The 26,047-nt window shown below is 57.6% G+C and carries 14 protein-coding genes and 2 pseudogenes; 4 read left to right on the forward strand and 12 right to left on the reverse strand.

The window, feature by feature from the left end; all coding sequences use genetic code 11:
• Window positions 1–16: 16 nt before the first annotated feature.
• Window positions 17–1,333 (reverse strand): CitMHS family transporter, encoded by a 1,317-nt coding sequence (locus ACN0VM_RS07020; RefSeq protein WP_417450154.1) that lies wholly within the window; start codon window positions 1,331–1,333, stop codon window positions 17–19.
• Between the two features lie 95 nt (window positions 1,334–1,428).
• Window positions 1,429–3,606 (reverse strand): TonB-dependent receptor, encoded by a 2,178-nt coding sequence (locus ACN0VM_RS07025; protein ID WP_417450155.1) that lies wholly within the window; start codon window positions 3,604–3,606, stop codon window positions 1,429–1,431.
• A 299-nt stretch (window positions 3,607–3,905) separates the two neighbouring features.
• On the opposite strand from ACN0VM_RS07025, the gene ACN0VM_RS07030 reads away from it, so the two are divergent.
• Both ACN0VM_RS07030 and ACN0VM_RS07035 read left to right on the forward strand, forming a co-directional pair.
• Complete coding sequence (locus tag ACN0VM_RS07030) at window positions 3,906–4,862, forward strand: calcium/sodium antiporter (protein WP_417450156.1); 957 nt, start codon at window positions 3,906–3,908, stop codon at window positions 4,860–4,862.
• Between the two features lie 16 nt (window positions 4,863–4,878).
• Window positions 4,879–6,282 carry an MmgE/PrpD family protein gene (locus ACN0VM_RS07035; RefSeq protein WP_417450157.1) on the forward strand — a complete coding sequence of 468 codons (1,404 nt, stop codon included), beginning with the start codon at window positions 4,879–4,881 and terminating at the stop codon, window positions 6,280–6,282.
• A 17-nt stretch (window positions 6,283–6,299) separates the two neighbouring features.
• Here ACN0VM_RS07035 and ACN0VM_RS07040 read toward each other — a convergent pair whose 3' ends face one another.
• Window positions 6,300–7,376, reverse strand: coding sequence for a tartrate dehydrogenase (locus tag ACN0VM_RS07040; protein ID WP_417450158.1), 1,077 nt, complete (start codon window positions 7,374–7,376; stop codon window positions 6,300–6,302).
• Between the two features lie 38 nt (window positions 7,377–7,414).
• On the reverse strand, window positions 7,415–8,413 hold the full coding sequence (locus tag ACN0VM_RS07045; protein ID WP_417450159.1) for a phosphoglycerate dehydrogenase: 999 nt from the start codon (window positions 8,411–8,413) through the stop codon (window positions 7,415–7,417).
• 200 nt (window positions 8,414–8,613) lie between these two features.
• On the opposite strand from ACN0VM_RS07045, the gene ACN0VM_RS07050 reads away from it, so the two are divergent.
• Both ACN0VM_RS07050 and ACN0VM_RS07055 read left to right on the forward strand, forming a co-directional pair.
• Window positions 8,614–9,513, forward strand: coding sequence for a LysR family transcriptional regulator (locus tag ACN0VM_RS07050; protein ID WP_417450160.1), 900 nt, complete (start codon window positions 8,614–8,616; stop codon window positions 9,511–9,513).
• A 102-nt stretch (window positions 9,514–9,615) separates the two neighbouring features.
• Window positions 9,616–10,124, forward strand: a pseudogene (locus tag ACN0VM_RS07055) (hypothetical protein); the annotation flags it as partial.
• 544 nt (window positions 10,125–10,668) lie between these two features.
• Here the strand turns inward: ACN0VM_RS07055 and ACN0VM_RS07060 are convergent.
• The 8 genes and pseudogenes from ACN0VM_RS07060 to ACN0VM_RS07095 all read right to left on the reverse strand — a co-directional run.
• Window positions 10,669–11,820, reverse strand: a pseudogene (locus tag ACN0VM_RS07060) (IS3 family transposase); the annotation flags it as partial.
• Between the two features lie 562 nt (window positions 11,821–12,382).
• Window positions 12,383–14,632, reverse strand: coding sequence for a tetratricopeptide repeat protein (locus tag ACN0VM_RS07065; RefSeq protein ID WP_417450161.1), 2,250 nt, complete (start codon window positions 14,630–14,632; stop codon window positions 12,383–12,385).
• Window positions 14,633–14,682: 50 nt separating this feature from the next.
• Window positions 14,683–16,080 carry a sulfatase gene (locus ACN0VM_RS07070; protein ID WP_417450162.1) on the reverse strand — a complete coding sequence of 466 codons (1,398 nt, stop codon included), beginning with the start codon at window positions 16,078–16,080 and terminating at the stop codon, window positions 14,683–14,685.
• A 64-nt stretch (window positions 16,081–16,144) separates the two neighbouring features.
• Window positions 16,145–18,295: a beta-glucosidase family protein gene (locus tag ACN0VM_RS07075; protein WP_417450163.1), complete on the reverse strand. Its 2,151-nt coding sequence runs from the start codon at window positions 18,293–18,295 to the stop codon at window positions 16,145–16,147.
• Window positions 18,296–18,555: 260 nt separating this feature from the next.
• Window positions 18,556–19,932 (reverse strand): MFS transporter, encoded by a 1,377-nt coding sequence (locus tag ACN0VM_RS07080; RefSeq protein ID WP_417450164.1) that lies wholly within the window; start codon window positions 19,930–19,932, stop codon window positions 18,556–18,558.
• Window positions 19,933–20,041: 109 nt separating this feature from the next.
• The gene (locus ACN0VM_RS07085) at window positions 20,042–21,892 is read right to left on the reverse strand and encodes a carboxylesterase/lipase family protein (RefSeq protein WP_417450165.1); all 1,851 of its coding nucleotides are present in this window, start codon (window positions 21,890–21,892) and stop codon (window positions 20,042–20,044) included.
• A 295-nt stretch (window positions 21,893–22,187) separates the two neighbouring features.
• On the reverse strand, window positions 22,188–22,847 hold the full coding sequence (locus ACN0VM_RS07090; protein WP_417450166.1) for a TetR/AcrR family transcriptional regulator: 660 nt from the start codon (window positions 22,845–22,847) through the stop codon (window positions 22,188–22,190).
• 377 nt (window positions 22,848–23,224) lie between these two features.
• On the reverse strand, window positions 23,225–25,651 hold the full coding sequence (locus ACN0VM_RS07095; RefSeq protein ID WP_417450167.1) for a TonB-dependent receptor: 2,427 nt from the start codon (window positions 25,649–25,651) through the stop codon (window positions 23,225–23,227).
• Window positions 25,652–26,047: the final 396 nt, after the last annotated feature.

Genomic DNA, 26,047 nt, shown 5'->3' on the forward strand with positions numbered 1-26,047 from the left:
TCTGCTGGTTTCCCTGTCAGGCTGTGATAGGCACGGCGCCGGTCAGAAGCGCTGTTGCGATCATGATTGCGAATACAAGAAGCGCGTAGGGCAGTGCAAATTTTTGCAGGTCGCCCACTTCCACATCCAGAAGTGCCGCCACCAGATATATCGCCGCAATTAGCGGGCTGAGGGCATGAATAGTGACCCCCAGCAAGGATGCGCGGGCAACCTCCACCGGTGTAATGCCGTAGTGTCCGGCGGTTTCTGCCAGCACCGGCACGATACCAAAATAATAGGCGTCGTTGGACATGATGAATGTCAGGGGCGCACTGAGGAGGGACACCACCACACCAAAATAGGGTCCGACCGCATCGGGAATGACGGCCAGCAGGCTGCCACCCATGGCGGCAACCATGCCGGTGCCGTCAATAATGCCGGTAAACACGGCGGCGGCGAAAATCAACAGCGCGATGGGCAGCACGTTATGGGCATGGGCCGCGATACGGTCACGTTGTTCCGACAGGACCGGATAGTTGACGGTTACCGCAATGGCAAGGCCGATCATGAAGGCGATGGGCAGCGGGACAAGCTGCGCGACAACGCCCAGGATCAGCGCAACCGTCAAAATGAGATTGAACCAGAAAAGCTTGGGCCGCACCACACCTTCTTCACGGTCCAGCGCAAGATGGGACGCTTCGGTATCCATATCGACCACACCCAGCCGGTTGCGTTCTTTTGTGCCCAGGTACCATGCGATGCAGAAGTTGGCGGCAAGGCCCGCGACCATCACCGGGATGAGCGGGAGGAAAACATCCATCATATCCAACTGCAGCGCGGTGGCCGCCCGCAGGGTTGGCCCACCCCATGGGGTCAGATTCACCACCGCGTTTGCCATGCCCATCAGGGCCGCCAGAATAAGCGGGTTCATGCCCAGATGGCGGTAAATCGGCAGGAAGGCGGTAATGGTGACAATGGCTGTGGTCGCACCGTCGCCATCGAATGAGATAAGCGTAGCCATCACCGACGTAGCCATTGCCACGCGCCTTGGGTCCCCTTTTGCGAAGCGGGTCGCGCGTTCCACCAGCGGGTCAAACAACCCGGCATCCATCATGATGGCAAAATACAGCACCGCAAACACCAGAGCCGTCGCGGTGGGGGCAAGGTTCATCAACCCCTTGATGATCATCATGCCCATATCGATGCTGTGGCCGGACAACAGGCCAAAGACGATGGGGATAATGATCAGCGCAACTGCGGCAGACAGCCGACGGGTCATGATCAGCACCATGAAGGTGGCGATCATGGCGAAACCCAGCAGGGCCAGAACCGTGTTGTTTCCCTCTAGTTCCATAAAGCTCACTCAAATCCTGTTTTATATCACCGCCCCGCAATCGGGAGGCAGGCTGGCAGCGGTTGGCCGGCAGCCTGCCTCACGGGGAGGGGAAGTCAGTAATTCCAGCGCAAGGTTACCCCATAAGTGCGCGGCGGATTATAGGCAGCGAACGTCCCGCCAAGGAAGGTCGCCTGATGGGTGCGTGTCACCTCGTTGGTCAGGTTCTTGCCCCACACAGAGACGGCCCAGTCGCCTTCGCTGCTGGTGTAGACCAGTCTTGCGTCGACAAAGACCGTAGGTGCGCGGCGTTCCGGCCCCCTGTTGCTGTTGTCGTCGAAAATTCTGCTGGTGTAGGCATAATCCACCGCCATCGTCAGGTCTGCGCCGGAGTTGAACGTGTAGGCATAAGACGGCGTTACCACCAGCTTGTGCTTTGGCGTGCGCGAAATGCGGTTGCCCGCGAGATCCACCCCGTTTTCAACAAAAACGTCAAATGTTGCATCAAGATAGGCATAGGACGCATTCAGGCCAAGGCCGTTTGCGCTGCGCCACATAAGGTCGGTTTCATATCCCTTGATGGTAGCTTCGCCTGCATTGTTGGTGGTGATGATCAACCCGTTCACCTGCCGGGTTTGCAGGTCGGAATAGTCCATCTGGAACACTGTATTGTTCCAAGTCAGGCGGCGACCAAAAAACTGGCTTTTCAGGCCAATTTCATACTGTGTGGCATATTCCGGGTTGAAGGAATCCACCGCTTCGGCAGCGGAACCCGGCGTGTCCTGAAAGCCGCCACTTTTGAAGCCGCGCGATACCATGGCGTAAACCATATGGTTGTCATTCAGGTGATAGTCGGCACCCAGACGCCAGGTGACCGCGTCCCAGCTTTCTTCCGCTGTCACGTCAAACGGACCATCGACCCGGAAAAAGGAATTTGATTCCGTTGTCGTGATATTGAAGGTCTTTTTGTCCTTGGTGTAACGAATACCGCCGATCAGGTTCAGCTTGTCGCTGACCGGGACCGTGACATCGGCATAAGCCGCGACGCTGTCCAGTTCGGCGTCCTGTGCAAAGATTTCCGTGCCGGTCGGTCCGCCGATCGCCAGCTCAAGCCTGTCCTGCCTCACTGTGTCAGCAGTATATTGGTAAAGGCCCACAACCCACGAGATATCGCTGCTCTCAGGCGACATCAGGCGTAGTTCGTGGCTGAAAAGTTCGCTGTCTTCAATGTTGCCGCCGCCTATGCTGATCACATTGGCGGTCGGGTTGCCACCGTCAAAGTCATAAGCCGCATCATATTCAAGGTCGCGGTAAGACACGAGGTAATTGAGTGTCGCGAAGGACATATCCCAATTGACTTCGCCGCGCAGGCCCCATGTATCGCGGTTCTGGTACCCATCGGTCTCGGCGCTGTTGTAGTCGCGGTTCTGATCGACCGTCCAGAAACCGGAAAGCGGGTCGCTGTTGTCCAGCGCCACGACATGCTGGCCGGGGCCGTTGGCGCGGTCGCGTGTGCCATCAAAACCCAGCCTTACGCTCAGGTTTTCACTGGGGCGCACAAGGGCTTGCAGGCGGATGCTTTTGGTGTCCTGGTCGTCCAGTTCCCCGCCTGTGTAATTATTGTCCGTATAGCCGTCATGCTGGCGCCACGCACCGCTCGCGCGGATCGCGGCCACATCGGTGGCGACAGGTACGTTCACGAACGCTGCCGCATCGACCCGGTTATAGTTGCCGTATGTTGCCTCGGCTGACGCTTCAACGGCGTCTACCTCAGGAGCGGCGGTGATGACATTGATGGCGCCGCCCACAACATTGCGGCCATAAAGGGTACCCTGCGGGCCCTTGAGGACCTCAATCCGCCCCACATCGAACAGATCAAAGGCGATGGCCGCCGGGCGACCGAGATAGGTTTCGTCAAGGAAGACTGCGGTGCTTGGGTCACCGGCCGCGCCCCGGTCGGACGAGCCGATGCCTCGGATGGCAAGCCGTGGCTGCGTGGCCGGGAAAGCATCAAAGCTCAACCCCGGTGTGCGCATGGCGATATCGTCAACCTGTTGCAGGCGCGCATTTTTAATTTCTTCGTCGCCGAATGTAGTTACCGTTACTGGCACATCCTGCAGGCTTTGACTGCGGCGCTGTGCCGTTACAATAATTTCGTCCAGCGTGACATCAAGCGATGCTTCGCTGGTTGTGGTTGACTGGGCTTGCGCGGCCATGCCGCCCATTGCCCAGCAAAAGGACGTGCCTGACAATAAAGCCAGTGTCCTCAAACGCACAGGTGTGTGCTTTGACATAATTAGGACCTTCCCTCTTCCCTTAGGTTTCTCCCCGAAACGCCGGACATACATTCCCCCGACCAGCGTCTCAATGTTAAATTATATGATAATATTTTTCCTTTTCAAAAGGCATGGAATTATGCTTTTTTCAAATAACAACTTAAATCATTGATTATAAATGAATAATTTATAAAATAATTTTCCTTGCTGCAGAGGCACCCTTAAAATATTAAAAAATTATAATATAATATGGGAGAGTATTTCTGGAATTGAGCTTCCATCTATCGGCGGGGGCGGAACAATGGACATTGGATTATATGCTTATGGACTTTCTCTGGCTGGTGATCGGGCTGGCTCTCCTGACCGTTGCCGGCGACTTTCTCGTGCGCGGCGCCACGGCCATTGCACAGGCCTTGCACATTCCGCCGTTGTTGATCGGGCTGACTGTTGTGGGTTTTGGCACATCGGCACCCGAACTTGTTGTGGGCGTCAAGGCGGCAATGGAAGGTGTACCGGCACTGGCTGTCGGCAACGTGATTGGCAGCAATATCACCAATATCCTGCTGGTGCTGGGGGTTCCGGCGGTGCTGTTGCCGGTGTGCTGCAACCAGCCGTTCATCCGACGTAACACGGTGTATATGCTGATCACCACCATTACCATTATTGCGCTGGCGCTGACGGGTGCCCTGGGTACTGCGGCGGGTGTGGCACTTTTGTGCCTGTTTGTCGTCTATATGGCTTACACGGTGTATAATATCTCCACCACACGGCAGGCCTCGAGGGAACTGGTAAACGAGGTGGAATGCATTGCAGCGCAGTCTGGCAGCTTGCCAAAGGCCGTGATGTTCACGCTCGCCGGGCTTGTCATGCTGCCGCTTTCGGCTGCGCTGACGGTGGATGGCGCCACCGGCATCGCCGCCAGCCTTGGCGTCTCTGACTCCGTCGTGGGGCTTACTATTGTTGCGCTTGGCACCTCGCTGCCCGAACTTGCGACCGTGGTGGCGGCATCCATGCACCGCAACTCCGCGATGATTGTCGGCAATATTCTGGGTTCCAACATTTTCAACGCCACCGCCATTTTGGGCGCGACCACACTGTCAAGCCCTAAGCCGATCGATATGAGCACGATTGGCGGAGAGTTGTGGGTACTCGCGGGTGCGACTGTTGTTCTCTCGATTTTTGTATTCAGCCGCATGTCCCTTGGCCGATCCTCGGGGGTGTGTCTTGTCACGGCCTACGCGGCTTATATCGGTGCTGCTGTATTGCAGGGCTAACGGGAAAGGAAGAACCATGGCGAAGACCAAACCGGCCAGCATTGCACAGCAGATTGCCGTTTATGCGGCGTCGCTCAGTTATGCAGACCTTAGTGCGCATGCGGTCAAAACCGTCAAACAGCGGGTGCTGGACAGCCTTGCCTGCGCGCTGGGTGCCTATGATGCGCAGCCTGTGGTGGCGGGGCGGCGTTACGCCCGCACCGTACCCGTAAACCGCGCTACGCTTATCGGCACGGCCGAGCGTACCACGGCGGACACCGCTGCTTTCGTGAACGGCACCATGGTGCGCTATCTGGACTATAACGACGGCTACATCGGCAAGGAACTGGGCCATCCAAGTGATAATATTCCCGCCTGCCTTGCGGTGGCGGAAGCTGAGGGCAAAAGTGGCCAGGACCTGATCCTTGCGATCGTGCTGGGCTATGAGGTCCAGTGCCGGTTGCAGGATGCCGCCCGGCTTTATAGCCTGGGCTGGGACCATGTGAATTATGTGCTCATTTCCGTGGCGGTGGCGGCGGGGAAGCTGATGGGACTGTCTGCCGACCAACTGACGCAGGCCATCAACATGGCGGCTGGCGGGCATGTAGCGCTCAGGCAGGTGCGTGCCGGGGAGCTGTCGGGCTGGAAGGGATGTTCCGCCGCGAACGCCGCCCGCAATGCCATCGTTTGTGCTGCCCTCGCGCGGGAGGGCCTGACAGGACCGTCTCCCATTTTTGAGGGTGAAATGGGTTTCATCAAACAGCTTTCGCTGGATATGAACTTTGACATCAAGCGTTTCGCGACGGCCGAAAACCCGGATTATGCCATCACCCATACCTTGACCAAACTGTTGCCCACACAGGGCGAGATACAGACCGCTGTGTGGGCGGCGCTCAAGCTCAGGCCGCAAATCGCGGACCTTGACGCGGTAAAATCCATCCATGTGGAGACAACAAACGCCGCCTACCGCATCACCGCCCGCGACGCGGAAAAGTGGCGCCCCAGTACTCGCGAAACCGCAGACCACAGCCTGCCGTTTACCGTTGCCCGCGCGTTTCTCGACGGCGGTATCACCATGGACAGCTATTCAGATGAGAGCCTGCGCGACAACCGGGTTATTCCACTGATGGACAAGATCACCGCAGCCGAGGATCCGGCCCTGACAGCCACCTTCCCGCGTCATATCGCCAACCGTGTGACAGTGACGCTGAAAAGCGGCGAGGTGTTGACCGAACAGGTAGACACTGCTCGTGGTGGCATGGGCACGCCGATGACGGACAAGGATTTTGAAACCAAGTTTGACGATGTCGCGCAGAAATACCTGAGCAATGCGCAGGCCTGCCGCGTGCGTGCCTTTGTGTGGCAGCTTGACGGGCAGGACGATTTCACCGCGCTGTTTGACGCGCTGCGTGTGAACCGCCCTGCGGCGCCTGATGCCTGATAGCTGATGTCTGATGACTAGGTAAGCGCGTCGGCTATGGCCTGACCGCAGGTGCGCATGTCGGCATTGCCGCCAAGGTCGCGCGTGCGGTATTCGGGCTTGGCCAGCACTTCCTCAATCGCACGCACCACGTCGGCTGCCGCGTCATGTTCGCCAAGGTGGTCCAGCATGAGGGCGGCCGACCATATCTGCCCCACCGGGTTGGCGATGCCTTTGCCAGCGATATCGGGCGCGGACCCATGAACCGGTTCAAACAGCGATGGGAAACGTCTTTCCGGGTTGATGTTGCCGGCGGGCGCGATGCCGATGGTGCCGGTACAGGCAGGGCCAAGGTCTGACAGGATATCGCCAAACAGGTTGGAGGCAACAACCACGTCAAACCAGTCAGGGTGCTGCACAAAGTGGGCGGTCAGGATATCGATGTGATATTTGTCACACGCGATATCGGGGTACTGTTTTGCCATCGCCTCTACGCGCTCATCCCAGTAAGGCATGGTGATGGAAATGCCGTTTGATTTGGTGGCCGATGTCAGGTGCTTTTTCTCGCGCCGGGAGGCCAGCTCAAAGGCGTATTTCAGGATACGGTCCACCCCGATGCGGGTCATCACCGTTTCCTGCATCACCACCTCCCGCTCGGTACCGGGGAATATTTTCCCGCCGATCGAGGAATATTCCCCTTCGGTGTTCTCCCGCACGACGTAAAAATCAATGTCCCCCGGTTTGCGGTTCGCCAGCGGGCTGGGCACACCCGGCATCAGCTTGACCGGCCGCAGGTTGACATATTGGTCAAACTCGCGCCGGAACTGGATAAGCGAACCCCAAAGCGAGATATGATCGGGCACCGTTTCGGGCCAGCCGACGGCACCAAAGAAGATGGCATCATGGTCGGTCAGCTGTTTTTTCCAGTCGTTTGGCATCATCTGGCCGTGGGCTACGTAATAGTCGCACGACGCAAAATCAAAGTGCGCCTGCTCAAAGCGGCAGCCATATTTTTTGCCGACTTTCTCCAACACTTGAAGGCCTTCGGGCACCACTTCCTTGCCAATCCCGTCTCCGGGGATAACGGCGATGCGGTATATTGCTTCATTGCTCATGTCTTGTTCTCTTTCCTGACTGATGGGCCCTTGCGGGGTTATTTCATGCGGCCGTCAGCCACGACACATTCAGCGGGGGGCGTGCGACCCTCCAGCACATCCACCACACAGCGCGCGGCGATCATATTGGTGCGTTCCAGCCCCTCAACGCTAGAGGCGGCGGCGTGGGGGCTTGCGATAACATTATCAAGCGCGATCAGTTCTTTCGACACATCAGCATAAGTGGGGTCGCCCTCGCTCTCGAAAGTGTCCAGCCCGGCCCCGGCGATCTGGCCCGATTTGAGCGCGGCCAGAAGCGCGCGGTCATCCACCAGTCCGCCACGGGCAGTGTTGATGAGGCAGGCACTCTCTTTCATACGTCTCAGCGCATTTTCATCGATCAGGAACCGTGTTTCATCCGTCAGTGGCGCATGCAGCGATATATAATCGCTTTCCGCCAGCAGGGTGTCCATATCCACGCATGCGATATTGTTCGCGCTGGCATAGTCTGTGTTGCACCAGCCCAAAGGGGCCAGGATGCGTGCATCAAAGCCCGACAAGCGCTTGACCAAGCTTTGGCCAATGCGCCCCAGCCCGACAATGCCAACGGTTTTGCCGTAAAGGTCATGCCCTTGCAGGATGGACCAGTCACCGCCTGCCATGTTGCGCTGGCTTTCGCGGAAACGCCGGCCAAGTGCCAGCATCATGGCGATGGCATGATCCGCAACCGAGGCATCGTTGCCGCCTGAGGCAATGCAGACCACCCGGCCGTGACGTGCCGCTGCGACTGTGTCTACCCGGTCATAGCCAACACCGCGGCGCGAGATTACCTCAAGGTCCGGCAGGGCCGTGATCAGGGCTTCGGTTACGCGGGCATGGCCTACGACCCAGCCTCTGGCACCGGTCAGCAATTCACACAGGTGATCATGGCTCAGATTGCCGTCGGCCTGGCCCTTGGGCAGATCCACGATCATGGGGTTGCACCCGTTTGCAGCCAGATAATCCATGGCGGCCTCGTGGAAAAAACGTTGGGTAATGATGACACGGTGCCCGGGCACTTTGTTTTCCTTCTGTTCGGTGTTAGGCCTGTTCGGGTCAGACCTGTTGAGTCTTAGGCAAAGAAGATAGGCGGTGCGGTGATGCCGGAGCTAATGCAGAAACAGCATATAATCATGCAAGACCGTGAACAGGGCAAAAAGCGGTTTATCTATCGTCTCAATTGCGGGTGCGTCCTGCGTGATGGGGAGGGCCAAACGGCATGGATATGAACTGGCTGGAAGATTTTCTGGCTCTGGTGGAAATCGGTGGTTTTTCCAAGGCCGCCGAAAGTCGGGCTGTCAGCCAGTCAAGCTTCAGCCGCCGCATTCAGGCACTTGAAACATGGGTCGGAGCCGCGCTCTTTGACCGCGACACCCATACCATCCGGCTGACCCCGGCGGGGGAGCGGTTTTGCCTGACCGCGGAAGAAGTGGTACGGCATTTAAAACTGGGCCGTGAATCAGCGCTTGCGGCGGCGAACGCCAGCTCAAATACCCTGCGCTTTGCGTCCACGCACGCGCTTTCCCTGACCTTTTTCCCCAGTTTCCTGCGCGATATGGCGTATGAAATCTTCCAAAGCGGCGTGATCGAACTGACAGCCAACAGCATGATGGCCTGCGAGAAGCTGATGATTGAGGGGCAGGCGAATTTCCTGCTGTGTCATCATCATGAGACAGCCTATGTCCGGCTTGAACAGGGCTTTCGCTCGCTTGTCGTGGGGGGGGATACGTTGATTCCGGTGGCAGCAAGGGAACTGTTGGAGCAGGCGGACGAGGGTGACCTGCCACACCTTGCCTTCACTGAGGAATCCGGCATGGGCCGCATTATCCGTGCCGCGCTTGAAAAACGGGGCCTGCCGGCTGCCCCCACGCCGGCATTTGCGTCCCACCTCGCCAGCGTGTTGACCGCCATGGCGCTGGATGGTCGCGGCGTGGCCTGGCTGCCGCTCAGCCTGATCGCCGACCATCTGGAAACCGGGCGCCTTGCCCGTACTGAACAGGAGCAGGAAGGGATCGAGATCGAAATACGCCTCTGGCGTCCCCGCGCCCGCCAATCCCCGGTGGCAGAGGAATTCTGGCAAAAAGTCAGGGCCTATATTGCGGCGCGCGATTTTGTATAGGGCGGTGCAAAAGTGGACCACGGAAGCGGCGACAAAATGTTGCTGTGGGCGGACTAAAAGTTTGCCCGTTTCGGGCTTTTCCATTTTTGGGAGGGCCAGAGGATACTCACCGTAGCCTTATACAGACGTATCCGGCTTGCCTGCCATGTTGAGAGGTTGAGCCAGAGAGAAGCTTCCCGCCGTTTTGGCATATCTCGCGCCAGCATATCAAAGATGCTGCACCACTCGGAGCCGCCGGGTTACCAGCGGAGCGCCAGTATCAAGCGGCCGAAGCTGGATGGCTTTACCGACCTCATCGACCGTATCCTAGAGGGTGACCGTCGGGTAGGGCGCAAGCAGCGTCATACAGCGAAGCGGATCTTTTGAGCGCCTGCGCTCCGAGCATGGCTTTGAGGGCGGCTATACGATCATCAAGGACTATATACGAGAGCACAAGCGTGTCAGCCGGGAGGTGTATGTTCCGCTCAGCCATGCACCGGGCCACAACGGAAACGTGGCTGGACGGCACGCGCAAGCGGACCGACAGATTCTCTGCCTTTCTGTCCCACTATCTGGTCAAAGACCGCTATGGCCGCCCCGGCGAGGGCAGGGTTGAAGGCATGGTTGGCTACCTTGGGATATTTAACACCCAGCGTTTCGGCGATACGTTTCCCCAGCTTTATGGGCAGCAAAGGAAACTGTTCTCTGATGTCCACAACCGTTGCTCAAAATTGGGCCAGTCGAAAAAACTCAGATTCCCCCTGTGAAAGAAGATGATGCATGCGCCCCGTTTTTATACCGAGAATTTTCTCGCTCAGGCCTTTGCTTTTAACATCCTGCACCTTGACCCAAGGCTTATAGCTATCACCAACCCCAATGCCATAACCATTCCTGATCGCTCGCCGATAGTCTTCCAGTGACTTCAGTTGTCGGTACCGTGCCATGATCCCCCCACCTCTAGTGGTTCCATTTTCAATGCTTTAGTTCTTTGAACAAAAATCATCCTGCTCCCCATTCCTAAGTGGATGGCGCAATTCAGATATGACAAAACCGCACCACACTGGCAAAGTTTCATAGGTTGTTTTAAAGCAATTTTTGCTAGTATCAGAGGAAAGTAGGGGGCAAAGACTTATTTGACCTCCTCAAAGGGAGGACTGAATAGCCCCTAGTTTCATAGACACCTTGGGCTTTCCAATTTTGCTGCCGTTCAAACTCGACAGGTGACAACATCCCGTTGTTACCATGCTTGCCTTTTGGGTTGTAGAAAAACTCGATATAGTCAAACACGTCTTGCCGAGCCTCTACGCGGTCTTTGTAGGTCCGTCGCCTGACCCGTTCCCGCTTGAGGAGTTGGAAAAAGCTTTCCGCGACAGCATTATCGTGACAATTCCCCCGCCTGCTCATGCTGGCTTCCAGATTGTGGGTCTGCAGGAACTTCTGCCACTCATAGCTGGTAAATTGGCTTCCTTGGTCTGAATGGATGATCGCCTTCGACCTGGGCTTACGCCGCCAGACAGCCATCAAAAGCGCACTTAGAACCAGATCCATGTGCATGCGGGACTGCATCGACCAGCCGACCATGCGTCTGGAATAGAGATCAATCACGACAGCAAGATACAGGAAGCCCTCATGGGTCTTGATATAAGTGATATCTGTCACCCAGGTCTGATCAGGCTGCGCCACATCAAATTGTTGCTGCAACTGGTTGGGGGCCACGATTGCTGGCGATCCGCCATAGCTGCCGTGCCGACGACGGTAACCGACCTGTGCCTTGATGCCTGCCAACTGGGTCAATCGCCACACCCGGTTCGGACAGCAGGTCTCGCCGATCGACCGCAGGTCATCATGGATCTTGCGATAGCCATAGACACAGCCGCTTTCCAGCCAAGCCTGTTTGATCAATCCAGTCAGCCGTCTGTCGTCCTTGGCCCGGTCACTCATTGGCGAGCGCAGCCAGGCATAGAAGCCGCTATGATGCACCAGCAACACGCGGCACTTCACGCGCACCCGGAACAGGCCCCGATGCGCTTTGATGAAGGCGTACTTTACTTGGCTTCTCTTGCGAAGTACGCGGTGGCCTTTTTTTAGGATGTCCCGCTCTTCGGTGACGCGGGCCAGCTCTGCCTTCAGGCGTCGTATCTCGGCCGCGTCCACTGCCTCCTGCCGGATCTGTCGCTCCGGCTTATGATAGCACTTCTTCCAGTCATAGAGCGACTTGGTGCTGATCCCCAGCCGGGTGGCAACCTCCAGAACCGAATAGCCTCGATCAACCACCTGCGCGACCGCGTCTCGCTTGAACTCTTCCGTATAACGAATACCAGATGACATACTTGAACTCCATGCTTCATTTTTACCAAGCAAGGTGTCTAGAAATCTAGGGGCTATTCAGTAATCTCCATAGATTCAGCGATAGAAAATAGTACGACAAGAACAGCGGCAACACCGAAAAGATAAGCCGCATATAAGCAGGCCTGACAATGAGTAAAACTATTGTGGAACCTGTTTGCACAAGTAAGAATGCGGTTGGAACAAGAAGGCCACAGTGGATTAAAGCAAGAAGTGCGGCAGTAGCTATTAAGGTAATGATACCCAAACGCTGAAATGCAATTGTCCAGTATTATGTAGCAGCCACACCTAAACAGCATTCGCCCACCAGCCTATAATCGCTTGGTATCACGGAGGCATTTATGGACATATCTCCCGTTCTGAACGGATTGATCAAGAAACATGTGGAGCTGCAAACCATCCTGCTCGACGTAGAGGATGCTGCCGAAAGGCGGAGGATGAGATAAACCGCCTCGCCAAGTCGATCAAAATCGCGAAATAAAATTTCCTGCTTTACTATTCCCCCATCAGGCCCGGTGCCTCCTCAGGCACCCGGCCTGACGCATCAATGATACGCAACCGGCAGCCCCAAACCGATGGCGAGGGCGTCATAGGCCGGTGTACCGGGGAACAAGGCTTGCAGCCTTGGCAACACGTCACGAACCCAGGTCATATCCTCGCGCTTCAGCGCGACCGACAAGGCGAAGGACAGCAGGTCAGGGTCGTAGGGGTGCTTATCAAGCGCCTGCGCCAGGCCCTCATACGCCTCCTCCTCCCGCCCGGTATTCTGGAGCGCAACCAGATACACATAGACATACCGGGGATTGCTGTGGTCCGCGCGGGCGGCTTTCTCCAGATATCCGGTAGCGGCGCGAAGGTCTGACCGCCGAACAAAGGAAAGACCAAGCGCGTGAAGCACCGAGGCGTCCACAGGCGGCGCGTTCGCGGCCTGCAGCAGTTGCTCTTGCGCCTCATCCTCACGTCCTGCCCGCGCCAGAAGGTTCGCCAGATTGATGATGGCCGGGGCAAAGTGCGGCTCCTGCCGCAACGCCTGGCGGTATGCTTCTTCGGCAGCCGACACATCCCCCGCGTGCTCAAACCCAAGGGCGAGGTTCATCCTGCCCTCCGCCCGCCAGGCGGCACCGCTGTCTGCCTGCATCATCTCAGTGAACGCGGGTTCGTGGAGGGCCGCGTCCGCACTATCCACCAGTGCCCGCGCCGCTTCAACACGGACCGCCTTCACGTCATCCTGCAGCAACGGGGATACCCACGTCCGACGATCCGCCGCCGATAACCCGGCCTGCGCCCGTATGGCGCCAATGCGCACAAGGGGGGACGGGTCATCCAGATAGCCCGTAGCAAGCTCGGTCAACTCCCGCGTACCAACCCGCGGGACGAGCGACAGCGCCGTCGCCCGCAAGATAGCCGGGTTACCCGTGTTCCTGATGATCGCTTCAAGGCCAACGCGTGCATGCGGGTTCCCCTGCCGCGCCTGATATACCGCAAGCGCACTTTGGTCGCGCGGTCGCGCGGCAGCACCAGGATACCAGCGCCGCAGCGTCTCAGCCGCCCATACGTCGGCCTTGTCGCTATGGCAGCTGACACAGGCATTGGGGCTGCCGACCGGCACACTGATATCCGGGCGCGGTACTTTGAAGCTGTGGTCCCGGCGGGCATCCACCCCCATATAGGTGCGCGCCGGCATGTGACATGTCACGCACTCACTCGCCGGTGTGCCGCGCACATGCCGGTGGTGCTGTGGCGTGTCAAACACCTCCGTTTTATGGCACTGTGTGCAAAGCGCGTTGCCCTGCGCCTTTGGCTGCAGGCTGTGGCTGTCGTGACAATCAGAACAGGTCACCCCGCTCGCATACATCTTGCTTTGCAGGAAAGAACCCCAGACATAGACCTCGTCCCTGATCTGGCCATCGGCGAAATAGAGGGGTTCATCAAGCAGGGTCGGGGAAAACTGGTCCAGGAAAGGCTGTGACGGCACAAAGCCGTCCGTCAGCGGCGACCGCAAGGCATGGCACGCCGCGCAGACTTCAATCTCGCGCCCCTGGCGGGCAACAGGGTCTGATACATGCGCGGTGTCCCTGTCCGGCGCGAACGTGAAGGGTTCAATCTCTCTCAGATACGCGACAAGCTGGTCTTTCCAGCCGTCAGGTTCGCCCTCGTCTCGCCCCTCCATTGCAGCCGCGTGGTCTTCCGCGCCCGCATGACAGGACCCGCAGGCAACATTGACAGCCTCAAACGTGGTTTCAAACAGATCGCGCCGGTCGTCATAGCCGCGCCTCAGCCCGGTCGAATGGCAGTCAGCGCACATACCGTTCCAGTTTTGCAGCGGTTGCTGCCAGTGAAGGCGGTCTCCCTTCGGCAGATAGTCATCCGGATACAGGTGGAACCAGCGCTGACCACCCTCCTCCTCTATTCTCGCGTCCCATGCGACCGGCAGAACCTGATATCTTCCGTCCGTCGTTGCCACCAGATATTGCTGAAGCGGATAATGACCAAAGGTATAGCGAATGCGGTAGGTATCGGCCCCACCGTCCGCGCCTGTAATGGTTACCTGATAAGCTTCCCCTGCCCGGGTGAAAGTCGTGACCTGCCCGTGGTGCGCAACGGACAACCCGGAAAAATCCCCCAGAACCGTGGCCTCGCTGGCCTCCTGCATGGCCGATGCGTGGTCTGACATCTGCCATTTCTGATGGGTATCGCCGTGGCACTGCCCGCATCCTTCGTCACCGAAGGCAGGCAACCCGCCGAACCCCAGCAGCAGAAAAACCGCAAAGGCAAAGAGGGGCGACCGCAGCATGTAGCGCCCCTCTATAGCTCGCAAACCCTCACGCATCAGCGCGCCACCGGCTATGGTGCGCCTGTATCAAGGTCAGGGCCTACCTTGCCGCCCTCTTTCGGCGCCTGCACGCTTTCCGGCTTCTTGACCAGATCGGCAATGTCCGCCCGCATCGCCTGCACCGCCTGCATCAAGCGTTCGGCCGCTTCAGGCTCGCTATGGCTATAGTTGAAGCGTTCCTCAGGGTCGCGCTGAAGATCAAACAGCATCTTGGCGCCGAAATATTCGAACGGCACATAGTATTTTCTGTAATAGTCATGCAGCACCAGTCGGAAGCGGGCATCCCGGGCGCCCACCACATCATTCTCGTTAAAGAAGAACAACACATCATGGGGTGACTGCTCCCCTCCCATCAGCAGCGGTGTGATATCGCGGCCATCGATGGTGCGGTCTTCCGGCACTTGTGCCCCGGCGACATGGGCCAGAGTTGGCAACAGGTCGATGTTCATGCTCATCGCGGATGACGTTGTGCCGGCGGGAATTTTCTCCGGCCAGCGCGCCAGAAACGGCACCAGATAGCTGCCTTCATGGGTCCCGCCCTTGCGGCCACGGAAATCGCCGGCATCACCCTCGAACCAAGGGCCGTTATCGGAGGTGAAAATGATCAGCGTGTTATCGGCAATGCCTTCATCCTCAAGCGTGCGCAATATGGCGCCAATCCCGCTGTCCAGATGCTGGATCACATCGCCATACATCCCCGCCCGCGACTGGCCTTGTTTGTCTGTCGGCACATGAAGGGGAATATGGGGAAAGGTCTGCGCGAAATAGAGGAAAAAGGGCTTGTCCGCATGCCTGCGAATGAACGAGGTCGTCGCTTCGGTATAGCGGTCCGTCAGCGCCGACTGATCGACAGGCGACTGGATGACCGTCTTCTGCTCATAAAGATCAAAAGGCTTCATGTCGTTGCTATAAGGCACGCCAAAAAATTCGTCGAAGCCCTGGTTCGTAGGCCAGAAATCATCCCGGTGACCCAGATGCCATTTACCGACCATACCGGTCGCGTATCCAGCGCTTTTCAGCATATCGGCAAGGGTGATTTCGTCGGCTGGCATACCGTCCGTGGAATGCGGGCGGATGACAAACTGCATGCCTGAGCGAATCGCGTAGCGCCCGGTCAGTAGCGAGGCACGGGAAGGCGTGCACACATTGGCCGCAGCATAAAAATGATCCAGACGCACGCCCTCACGGCCGATCCTGTCGATGTTCGGCGTCTGCAGGAGGTTGGCCCCATTGAGGCTGACATCACCCCATCCCATATCATCCGCCAGAATGACGATAATGTTGGGCCGGGGTGCTGTGCCGTCCTCTCTCACTTCGCCCGCGAGCGCCCTTTGAGAAAGGCCGCACAGCACCACCAATGCCAGGGCTAGCCTCAGCACACCCCGGTTCTTGTAATCAACTTCCCTCATCTCTTTCCCTCCCGAAAAGAATTCCCTGCATTATTGTGGACCGCCACGATGGGCGGATCAACGCTCACAGGGGTATTTCAACACACTGCAGATCAGCGGCACGGCTCGACGGGCCCACCAGCACAGTGTGAACTCCCCTCTCTGTGCGCCAGTCCCTGCGCTCACTGTCCCAATAGGCGAGGTCACTTTGCGGCACGAAGAATTCAACACAGGCGCTTTCGCCCGGTCTCAGGTGCACACGCTCAAACCCGCGCAAAAGAAAGGGGGGCCGCGTCACTGCAGTGCCGGGAAATGCTACATATAACTGGGCTACTTCGCTTGCCTCCCGCCCGCCGGTGTTGCTGACCATCACCCTGGCCGCGATCCCGCCGTCCCGGGCTTCCGCCGTCACATCGCCATAAGAAAAGCTGGTGTAGGATAGGCCGTGTCCGAATGCGAACTGCGGCTGCTTGCCGTCATTGGCAAACAGGGCATAGCCATGCAGCGGGCCATAATCGATGGTCTCAGCCTTGATATCGAAGAAGGGGTTATCTCCTTCATTGGCCGCCACCGTAAACGGCAGTTTGCCGGTGGGGCTGACATCACCAAATAGCAGGCGTGCCAGCGCGTGCCCGCCCTCCATACCGGAATAAAACGTCTGCAGGATCGCCGCGACACCATCACTCCATTCCGACGACAGAATGGCCGAGCCTGAGACGATAACGACAACCGTATTCGGGTTGGCGTCGCTTACCGCCTTGATCAGCGCGACCTGATCTGGCGCCAGCCTGAGCGAGGTACGGTCACCGCCCCGGTCCTTGCCGCTACCCATGGCACCTGTGTCTTTATCGTCGCCGTCTTCGTTCTTCACTTTTTCATATGCCGCGGCCATTGCTTCGGCGATCACCGGCGGCAGCGCTGGCGCCGCGCCAAGGTCACCGGGGATATATTCCCCTTCATCCGCTGCGGTGGTGCCAACAACAACAACCGCCACATCCATATCCGCAGCCGCGCGTGCCGCCTGTTCAGGATCAGCTTCATCGCCAGACAGCGCAAGATCGTGCCCCAGATAGGCGGACAGCCCCTGCTGCGGTGTCACCACATAACGCGCGTGCACCTTACTTGAGCCATTATCGCCGGTAATGGCGCGTGCCGCCATTCTGCCGAAAAGGCCAAGCCGGGCATCGCGCGCAAGCGGCAGGGCACCTTTGTTTGTCAGCAGCACCGCTGACTTTTCAGCCACCTCCCGCGCCAGCGCGATATGGGCGTCACATGCGACCAGCTTTTCAGCGTCATAACTCTCAAGCGGGTCTTCCGCCGCCATGAAGCGGTACAGCACAGTCAATACCCGTCGGCAGGCCGTATCGACAACAGCCGGGTCAATTTCGCCGCTGCGCACCGCTTTCACCAGCTTTTCGCCGTAATGCATGGGTTCCGGATTTTCGATATCGAGACCGGCGACGGCGCCATCAGGCCCGAACACGCCCATGATCCAGTCTGAATGCACAAACCCCTCAAAGCCCCAGTCTTCACGCAGGATTTCCGTCAGCAACTGGCGGTGATGCCCGCAATAGACCCCGTTGACCTTGTTATAAGCGCTCATGACCGAGGCGCACCCGGCGTCAATGATACGCTTGAAATGCGGCAGGTAGACTTCGCGCAGCGTGCGTTCATCCACCCGCACGTCCAGCGTGAAGCGCATATTTTCAAGGGAGTTGGCCGCGAAATGCTTCACCGTCGCGATCACATTGTGTTTCTGGATACCGCCAGAAAGGGCCGCGCCCATTTCGCCCACATGGTACGAATCCTCGCCATAGGTTTCCTGCGCGCGCCCCCAACCGGGATGCCGCAGGATATTGACACAGACCGCCCCCGAAAGGTTGCAGCCCTGCGCCCGGGTTTCGATCCCGATCACCTCACCGACCCTGCGCTCCAACTCGCGGTCCCAGCTTGCGCCCCGCGCCATGGTGACCGGGAAACAGGTGGATTCGCCCCGTGCCACCCCTCGTGGCCCGTCAGAAAAATACAGCGCCGGCACCCCAAGCCTGTCACACCCTGCCCCCGCACGGTAGGGCCGCGCACTCCAGCGCATGCGATCTTCGATCATGGCCTTGAAGAAGCCGCTGCCTGACATCATGGCCACTTTCTCTTCCAGCGATTGCTCCGCCAGAATGGCGTCAATTGTCGACGCGATATCTTTTTCGCTCATCCCTTTTCGGGGAGAATAATCAGGCATGAAGGTTCCCTTTTGATACAAATTTGATCACCGGCACATTGGCGAAGGCAGCGGGACAAAGCAGCAAGGCAAGACATCTGGAAAAGCTTCGAAACAAGCCGAAGCGAAACCAGCGGCCACCCAAAATGGGCGGCACCGCAACGTGGTCAAATTCACCGGATTATCTTACCTAAAGCCATCCCGCGCCCGATATGCACATCAGGCCGTGTCACTTATATTATCCATATGGATAATATAAGTGACACCCTGTTTGTCAAGAACTATGTGGCGCGGTTGGCCTTCCTTGCCGCCCGCCAATCCAGCACCCGGACGAGACGCCGGTGCAGTTTGAAATCAATGGGATAGAATATGATGGTGCCCGCCGACAGAAGGCCGAACAGCAGTGGCAACACAAGCGTGATGAAACGGATGCCGGTCAGCGCTTCAGGCGTCTGCGCCTGGTTTGCCACATAGCCGAACGCCTCAAGCATGACCCCCAGAAGCCCGATACCGAGGCCTGTTGCCGCCTTCAGGGCAAGTTGGTTGATACCGAAAACAACCCCCTCATCCCGCACGCCTGAGCGAAACTGACCATATTCAACGGTGTCAGGCAGCATGGACCAGAAGCTGAGGTAATAGGCGCCGCCTGCGATACCGAAGCCGAACATGATCGCAAGTAACACAGGCGTCTGCGACGGCTGAAGCAGCAGCAACAGCAACTGCATTGTGATCGTGATGCACGAACCCGTAAGCCAGACGTTGCGCTTGGCCGCCACCCGGCCAGATATGATCGTCCAGAACGGGACGGAAATCGTGGTAGCGGCAACGAAAGCGGTCAGCGCTAGGCTGATATCAAGGTTCACACCGGGCATATACCGCAGATAATAAAGGATCGCCTTTCCGAAAATGGCGCTACCGGTCGAGCCCCAGATGATGGCACCGATCAGAATCCACAAAGCCCGGTTGGTCGCCAATTGGCGAAAACAGGTGCGCAGGCCCGGCCAGAGGTCAGCCTTTGCCGTAAGCTGCTCGCGCGTTGTCAAAAAGGTTAAGGTGAAAAGCAGGCAGGCAATACCGCCATAAAGCGCGGCGACCTGCAGGAACCCTACCTTCAGGTCACCCGCACCCAGTTTTCCTGCCAGTTGAAGCGTCAAAAACGCGGTGAACAGCCCACCAAGCGGCGCAAAGAACATCCGCACCCCGGCAAGCTTGCCGCGCTCAGTGCTGTTGCGTGTCAGATTTGCGGAAAGCGCACCATAGGGGATCGACACAACCGTATAGCAGGTTCGAAAAATGACATGGGTGATCGCTGCGGTCGCGACAACCGCCCCCGGGAACAACAGCGGCGCAGCAAACATGGCCACAAAGCTGAGCGCCAGCGGCACCATGCCAAAAAGAATGTAAGGGCGGTAACTGCCAAACCGCGTACGCGTCTTGTTGGTCAGAATACCCATGACAGGATCGGTGACGGCATCCCAGACAAGCGGCGCCGCAAAAATCAACCCAGCGACTGCCGGCCGGATTTCCAGTACATCGGTATAATAGAAATACAGGAAAAGATTGAGCCCGGTGTAATAGAGATTGAGCCCGAAATCGGCCACACCATAACCCAGTCGCCTGCCGAAACCCAATTTGTCCTGCTGCCCATTATCGTTCACGGCGAATACCTCCCTTACTATTTATTATCCGTATGGATAATAAATAGTCTTGTCCCTGGCCCTGGCAAATAAAATTCCGTCCCCATCTGCCAGCCCCCGCATCCTGCGCTCAGCCTTCCCCGCTGACGCAGGCACCCTTCCTGTAGGCCTGAAACTTCTCTGGCTTCCATTCCCCCGCCGCTACCAGAAAGCCGGCAACGGCGCACCGGCCGACGGCATTCAGCGCCGGATCAGTGTCAAAAGCATCGCGTATCTCACTGGCGTCCACCCGCGCATCAGCCATACGCGGCCCACCACCAGCGGGCGTATCAAACACCATGGTTTCACGCGGGCCGACCGGCGACCAACGCGTCCAGGTCGGCAGGTCATCGGTCAATTCGCTTTCGCCCGGCACACCAGTATGCGCGAATGCCGCCCAGTATTTCCGCATGGCGGCCGAAAGCGCGTGCCGTCCCGGCGCGTTGTCCCGCGTCACAAAATACTTGGGCATTGCCAATGTGCCACCGTGAAACTGCCCGAACACAAAGGGGATTTCGAAGGTGTGAGCGGCCCCGACATAGCGGCCGAGATCACGGCCAAGATAGCTCGGCTCCTCGTCCCAGTCGAAGCGGTACACAAAAATGTTTTGCTCATTAGCGGCATGAAGCCATGCAGCGGGGCGGTCGGCGCCAACGAATTTCCACAACTCCGACGTATAACGGATCACCGCGTCATGATGTTCGAAATTGTCGACCGTGGGCAGTTTGATGGCATTGCGCGACGTGATCTTGTCGTTGAACAGGAAGGCCCAGCCAAGTTCGTCACGGTTTGTGCCAAATATACCCGGGGCAGCATTGAAGCGCCCCTGCTCCATGATCAGGTCCGCGGGCTCGCCTTCCGGTAATGTGAAGCCATCGCGAATAGAGGCCGGCAGCGGGTACATGGGATTGGGGCCATCCTGCATATAGGCCTTCAACAAATCCAGCGTTGGTACATCGCGCATAACAGAAAGAAGCTCAGGCAGGGGCGTCGATGTCACTTTTGCCGCGGCTGCTTGCTCATTTTCTGCCATCCCGGTCCGGACCAGCCAGCGGTTCACGATGTCCGTACTGTTGTTTTTGTGGCCGGGCTGCGTATGCTGCGCGCTGTTTTCAGCGGTCGCACGCGGCGTGGTGGTCGAACTGCCGCTTTGCATGATTGTTTTGTGAAACAGGCCACGGGCCCTTTCGGATAGAATGAGCGAGAAGATATTCACCGCGCCCGCCGATTCCCCGAACAGTGTAACATTCGCCGGATCACCACCGAAGGACGCAATATTTTCCTGCACCCATTTGAGTGCCAGTATCTGGTCTTCAAGCCCGAAATTCGCCGTTTTCACCCCGGCATCGCGTATTGCCGCATGGCTGAAGAAACCAAGCGGCCCCAGCCGGTACTGGATTGCAACCAGCACAATGTCGCCGTCGGTGACCAGCTTGTTGCGCGTCAGGTCCCCCGCCGCGCCCAGCGTGTTGCCGCCACCATGAAGCCAGACCATAACCGGGCGCTTTTCCGTGCCGTCCGCGCTCGCGGCAGCCGGTGCATACACGTCAAGCGTCAGGCAATTTTCCTCGCCGATATAGCCCTTCTCTGGGATCGCGCCTGCGTCGAATGAAAACTGCGGGCAGTAAGGCGGCTGTTCGGTGAATTCGCGCTGCCCTGTCCATGGCTCAGGGGCCTGCGGCATGGTCCAGCGGTGAACACCGCCCACCGGACCGGCATAGGGGATACCGGTCCAGACATGCATGTCCGGCGTTGGGGAGTAGCCGACAACAAGGCCGGAGCTGATCGTTCTGGCCGTTTCAGGATCGGCAACACGGGGGCCAGCGTCTGACGGAGTGTCCAGGCCATACATCACCACCCCAAACCATGCGAGTGCGGCCAGAACCGGAATGCCCACCAGCGCCCCAAGCACCAGAAACGTGACCTTGATAGCTTTTCGCATCGATACCCTCCCTACAGCCTTGTATGCTGGCACAATGCGCCGCGGCCCGAGAAGGGAACCCCAAGTTCCAGGCCTGACAGACCATAATGACCGTGCCTGCAGGCGCGTGAATTTCCACCATCCAGACCTTGCGGCCCAGCTTCATGTTCGGTGGCTGCGATGCTTGTCTTCCCTCAACCCCGGTGCATGGCAAAATACCTGTGCCCTGCCGCCATATCCTGCCCCAAGTATAGGCGACACTTTCGGTGGCATGTCAATATTTTTATCCAAAAGGATAAATAAATGATATTGAGGATCAAGCACTTGGGCCAGCGGTCAGGGTGGCTGGCCCCTTGACAATATGATCAAAGAACAGGGTGATGATTGCCTCCGCGTGCTGATCGACAAAAGCGTCATCCTGGACATTGACGCCGTACAGAATATTCGCTTCCGCAGCCAGCGCGAAAATGAGCTGACAAGCTGAGACAATAATATAGATCAGGCTGACTTCCGAAACCTGAGGCCAGATGCCACCAGCCTGCTCTTTCCGGATGGCTTCCACCAACCTGTCGCGGTTTGGCAACAGGTGTTGTTCGAGGGCCCACTGCAGGATTTCCCGGTCATGCATCGACGCCTGGATCATGATCCGCGCATGTTCAGGGTGCCGGGCGCAATAGCGCGTGTATCGCCTGATCAGTTCCTTAACGCCTTCCAGTGTCGTCACTTCCTGATCGATCGATATTTCCTCGTTCGATCGCCGGAACATATATTCCACCGATTTGCGCCACAGCATTTCCTTGCCGTTGAAATGGTATTTTATCAGCCCGTGGTTCACGCCCGCCCGTGCCGCGATCGACCGGATATTGGCCCCGCCATAGCCGTGGCGGCTGAACTCGTCCAGCGCAGCCTGAATAATCTTGGTGCGCGTCTCTTCCGTTTGCTGCGCCCTGTTTTGCCGCTTTTTCTTGAATTCCATTTCAACTCCAATTGTCGCCATACAGCGGGACAGCCTGCCCGCGCTGTATTGCCATACGCAGGCGCGGGGGATTTTTCAACATCCCCGTTATTGGCACAGACCTGATCCATGACAGGCCAGCGGGTTACTAGCCGGCCGGTGACAGGCTGGCTGATAGCCCTTGGCTCAAACGCTAAACCACGCGCTGGCTTATGAAAACAGAAAAGCAGCGGCGCGCCGCCACGAACCGGCCACCGTGCGGACGCTGGCCCTTCAGATGCCGCATAAAAACGCAAGTGCCAGGCCTAAGCCTGGCACCCTTTGCTGTTCTGCCCCGACATACTCTCGGCACGGGGCATCTGCCGCCCTTGGAGTGACTGTTAGCCTGGTCCGTGTCGTTAGAACGATACCCGCAACGACGCGCCAAAGTACCGCTCTGCTTCACGCGGCACATACTGATCGACAAGGCCCGGCACCAGAAAATCGTAAAAGAGCGCGGTTGAATACTGCTTGTCGATCAGGTTCTTCGCAAACAGCGTCAGCGTATAACGGCCGTCAGCGCTGGCGACACCCACAGAAGCATTCATGATGCCATAGCTGTCTTCAATCGTATCGTCCGTGCCGCCAAGCTGGAACTGCGTTTCGTCCTGCCAGTTGTAGGTGACCTGTGCAAACCCCATCGCACCGGAGGCTGAAATCTCCCGCTCATAACGGGCTGAAACGTTGAACTTCAGATCAGGCGAGTTGGGCAGGTCCACATCAAACAGGTCCTGCGTGCCAAAGTCGCCTCCCCCGTTGATGTCGCACCCCTCCGTCGCCTTCTGGCCCGGATAACAGGTCTGGCCCAGAAGTTCGCTGACCTTTGCCTTCACATAGGCAAAACTGCCGGAAAGGGTAAGGCCTTCCACTTGCGGGCGGAAAATGAAGTCCGCCTCGACCCCCTTGGTTTCTGCCCGCCCGGCATTCGCAAGACGCGCGGTGTTGGTGGAGGGGTCAAAAATCTGGAATTGCAGGCCTTTGTATTTGGTCAGGAAAAGCGCCAGGTTCATCTGGAAACGCTTGTCATCGGACAGATATTTCAGCCCCAGTTCATACGCGTCAGACGTTTCGGGCTCCACCTCATTGATATAGGTATTGGTCACCGGCTGGTTGGTCTGCGGATCGGTTTCGATGACGGAATAGGATTCGCTCGCCTTCCCCTTGTAGCCAGTTGTGTAGGTGAAATAGCTGTTCAGCGTGTCATCGATTTCATAGGCGAAACCCGCCTTGATCGTGGCTGCCGTATCGCTGGTGCTGACCGGATTGTTGCGGATATCAAGCGCCGGTGCGCTGGCGTAGATATTGGTATCGCCCTCAACCAGCACATCCTGCTGGTCCACAAACACATCATATTCAAGCCGTTCATACAGCACCCGACCGCCGATGATCAGGTCAAGCTTGTCATTGATATGATAGTTCGCCTGCCCGAACGCCGCTACGTTCCGTGTGTTGACCGTCGAATATTTGGTACCGCTCAGGAACACAGGTGTGCCGTAAAACACCCCCGGCGCAACCTGATAAGGATAGACATATGCGTACCGGCGATCGAAAGCGTCATCAAGGTCGAAATAGAAACCGTACAGCCCGGCCACATAGTCGAACTTTTCACCAATTGGCGACTGCAGCCGCAGCTCCTGGCTATATTGTGTCACCTTCGACTGGTGACCGTTTATATCAAGGACCGGCAGGGTATTTTCGTGTGGCACCCCCAGGCTGACTGGGATGCCGATACCGATATCCCTGACCGGGGTCGCGCTTATGGGCAGCGCGTTCGAAGTACCGTCGATATCGGTACTATTGTCGAAATCCCAGCTCTTGACCGCGGAAATGGAGGTCAGGGTATATTCCCCCACGTCCCAGTTTGCTTCAAGGGACACGCCCCATTGCCTGGAGTTATTGAACAGGTCGCCGTTCGTGAACGCCTCCTTGTTCGTCGGGCTTGGTACCACATCGCCAATGCTTGCAAGGAAGGCCTGCCCGGAATTGTTGAGAGCGTAGGACACGTCGTCCCGGTCCTCGCCAAAACCGCGCGCGGTCCACTGGCAACATTCGGCTTTGTTTTCACGGTATTCGCCGATCAACTGCAGCTCCAGTGCGCCCGACGGTTCCACAAGCAGTTTGCCGCGGATGCCCCAATTTTCATAACCATTGCCGGAACGACCCGTGGACAGGTTTTCGATATGACCATCACGGGTTTTATAAAACCCCGACAGGCGACCACCGACCTTCTCCGACAATGGCCCCGAAACCGACGCCTTGACTTGAACATCATCCAGCTCAGCGTACTGGACCTCACCGTCATATTCAAAGTCCTTGGACGGCTTTTTCGTGACGACATTGATCACACCCGCAGAGGCGTTTTTGCCAAAAAGCGTGCTTTGCGGCCCCCGCAGCACCTCCACCCGCTCGATATCGATCAAGTCCTGAAAACCCTGCCCCTGACGGGCAAGCGATACGCCATCAACGACAAAAGACACACTGGGCTCAACAGTGTTGGCAAAAGTAAATGAGCCCACACCGCGGATGCGCACAGAGGCGTTTTTGTCGCTATTGCTTGTGCTGAACGTCAGACTTGGCGCCAGCGTTGTCAATGTGTCGATGGAATCGACAAAATTGTCACGCAGGGCATTGCCCGACAGCACGCTGACAGCAATCGGCACTTCCTGAAGGGTCTCTTCCCTTTTCTGTGCCGTAACAATGATCTCCTCAAACTGGACCTGATTGCTGGCATTCTGGTCCTTTGCCTGAGCCACTGCAGGTAGTGCACCACCCGCGAACGCAGCCATAAGCGCAACCCCGGAAACCGAGGGCCGCCTCACAGCCATAGAAAATATAGAGGTAATGCTGATCCGCATTTCGACCTTCCTTCCACAACATGGCCTCACAAGCCACTTCTGATAAGCGACGCGCAGGGCCGTTTACCTCCTCCCGAGGTAATTCTGAACACCAACCCCTTGATCCGGAAAAGCCTGTCTCAAGCGCCCCTGAAACCCACTCCAGCCAGTCGGCCAAGCAGTCGGCCATTCAATCGGCGAGTATCCTCCCCACGCCTTTACTGGAATGGACCCTATCATATATTTATCCATTTGGATAATAATTTTTACAGGCATGAATTTGCATACCGAGCAAGGCCTGCATACTGCCGCATGAACGGGCGGTTTCGTGCGACACAAAGCAGGCAG

The sequence above is a fragment of the Kordiimonas sp. genome, from assembly GCF_048260245.1.
Classification (GTDB): Bacteria; Pseudomonadota; Alphaproteobacteria; order Sphingomonadales; family Kordiimonadaceae; genus Kordiimonas.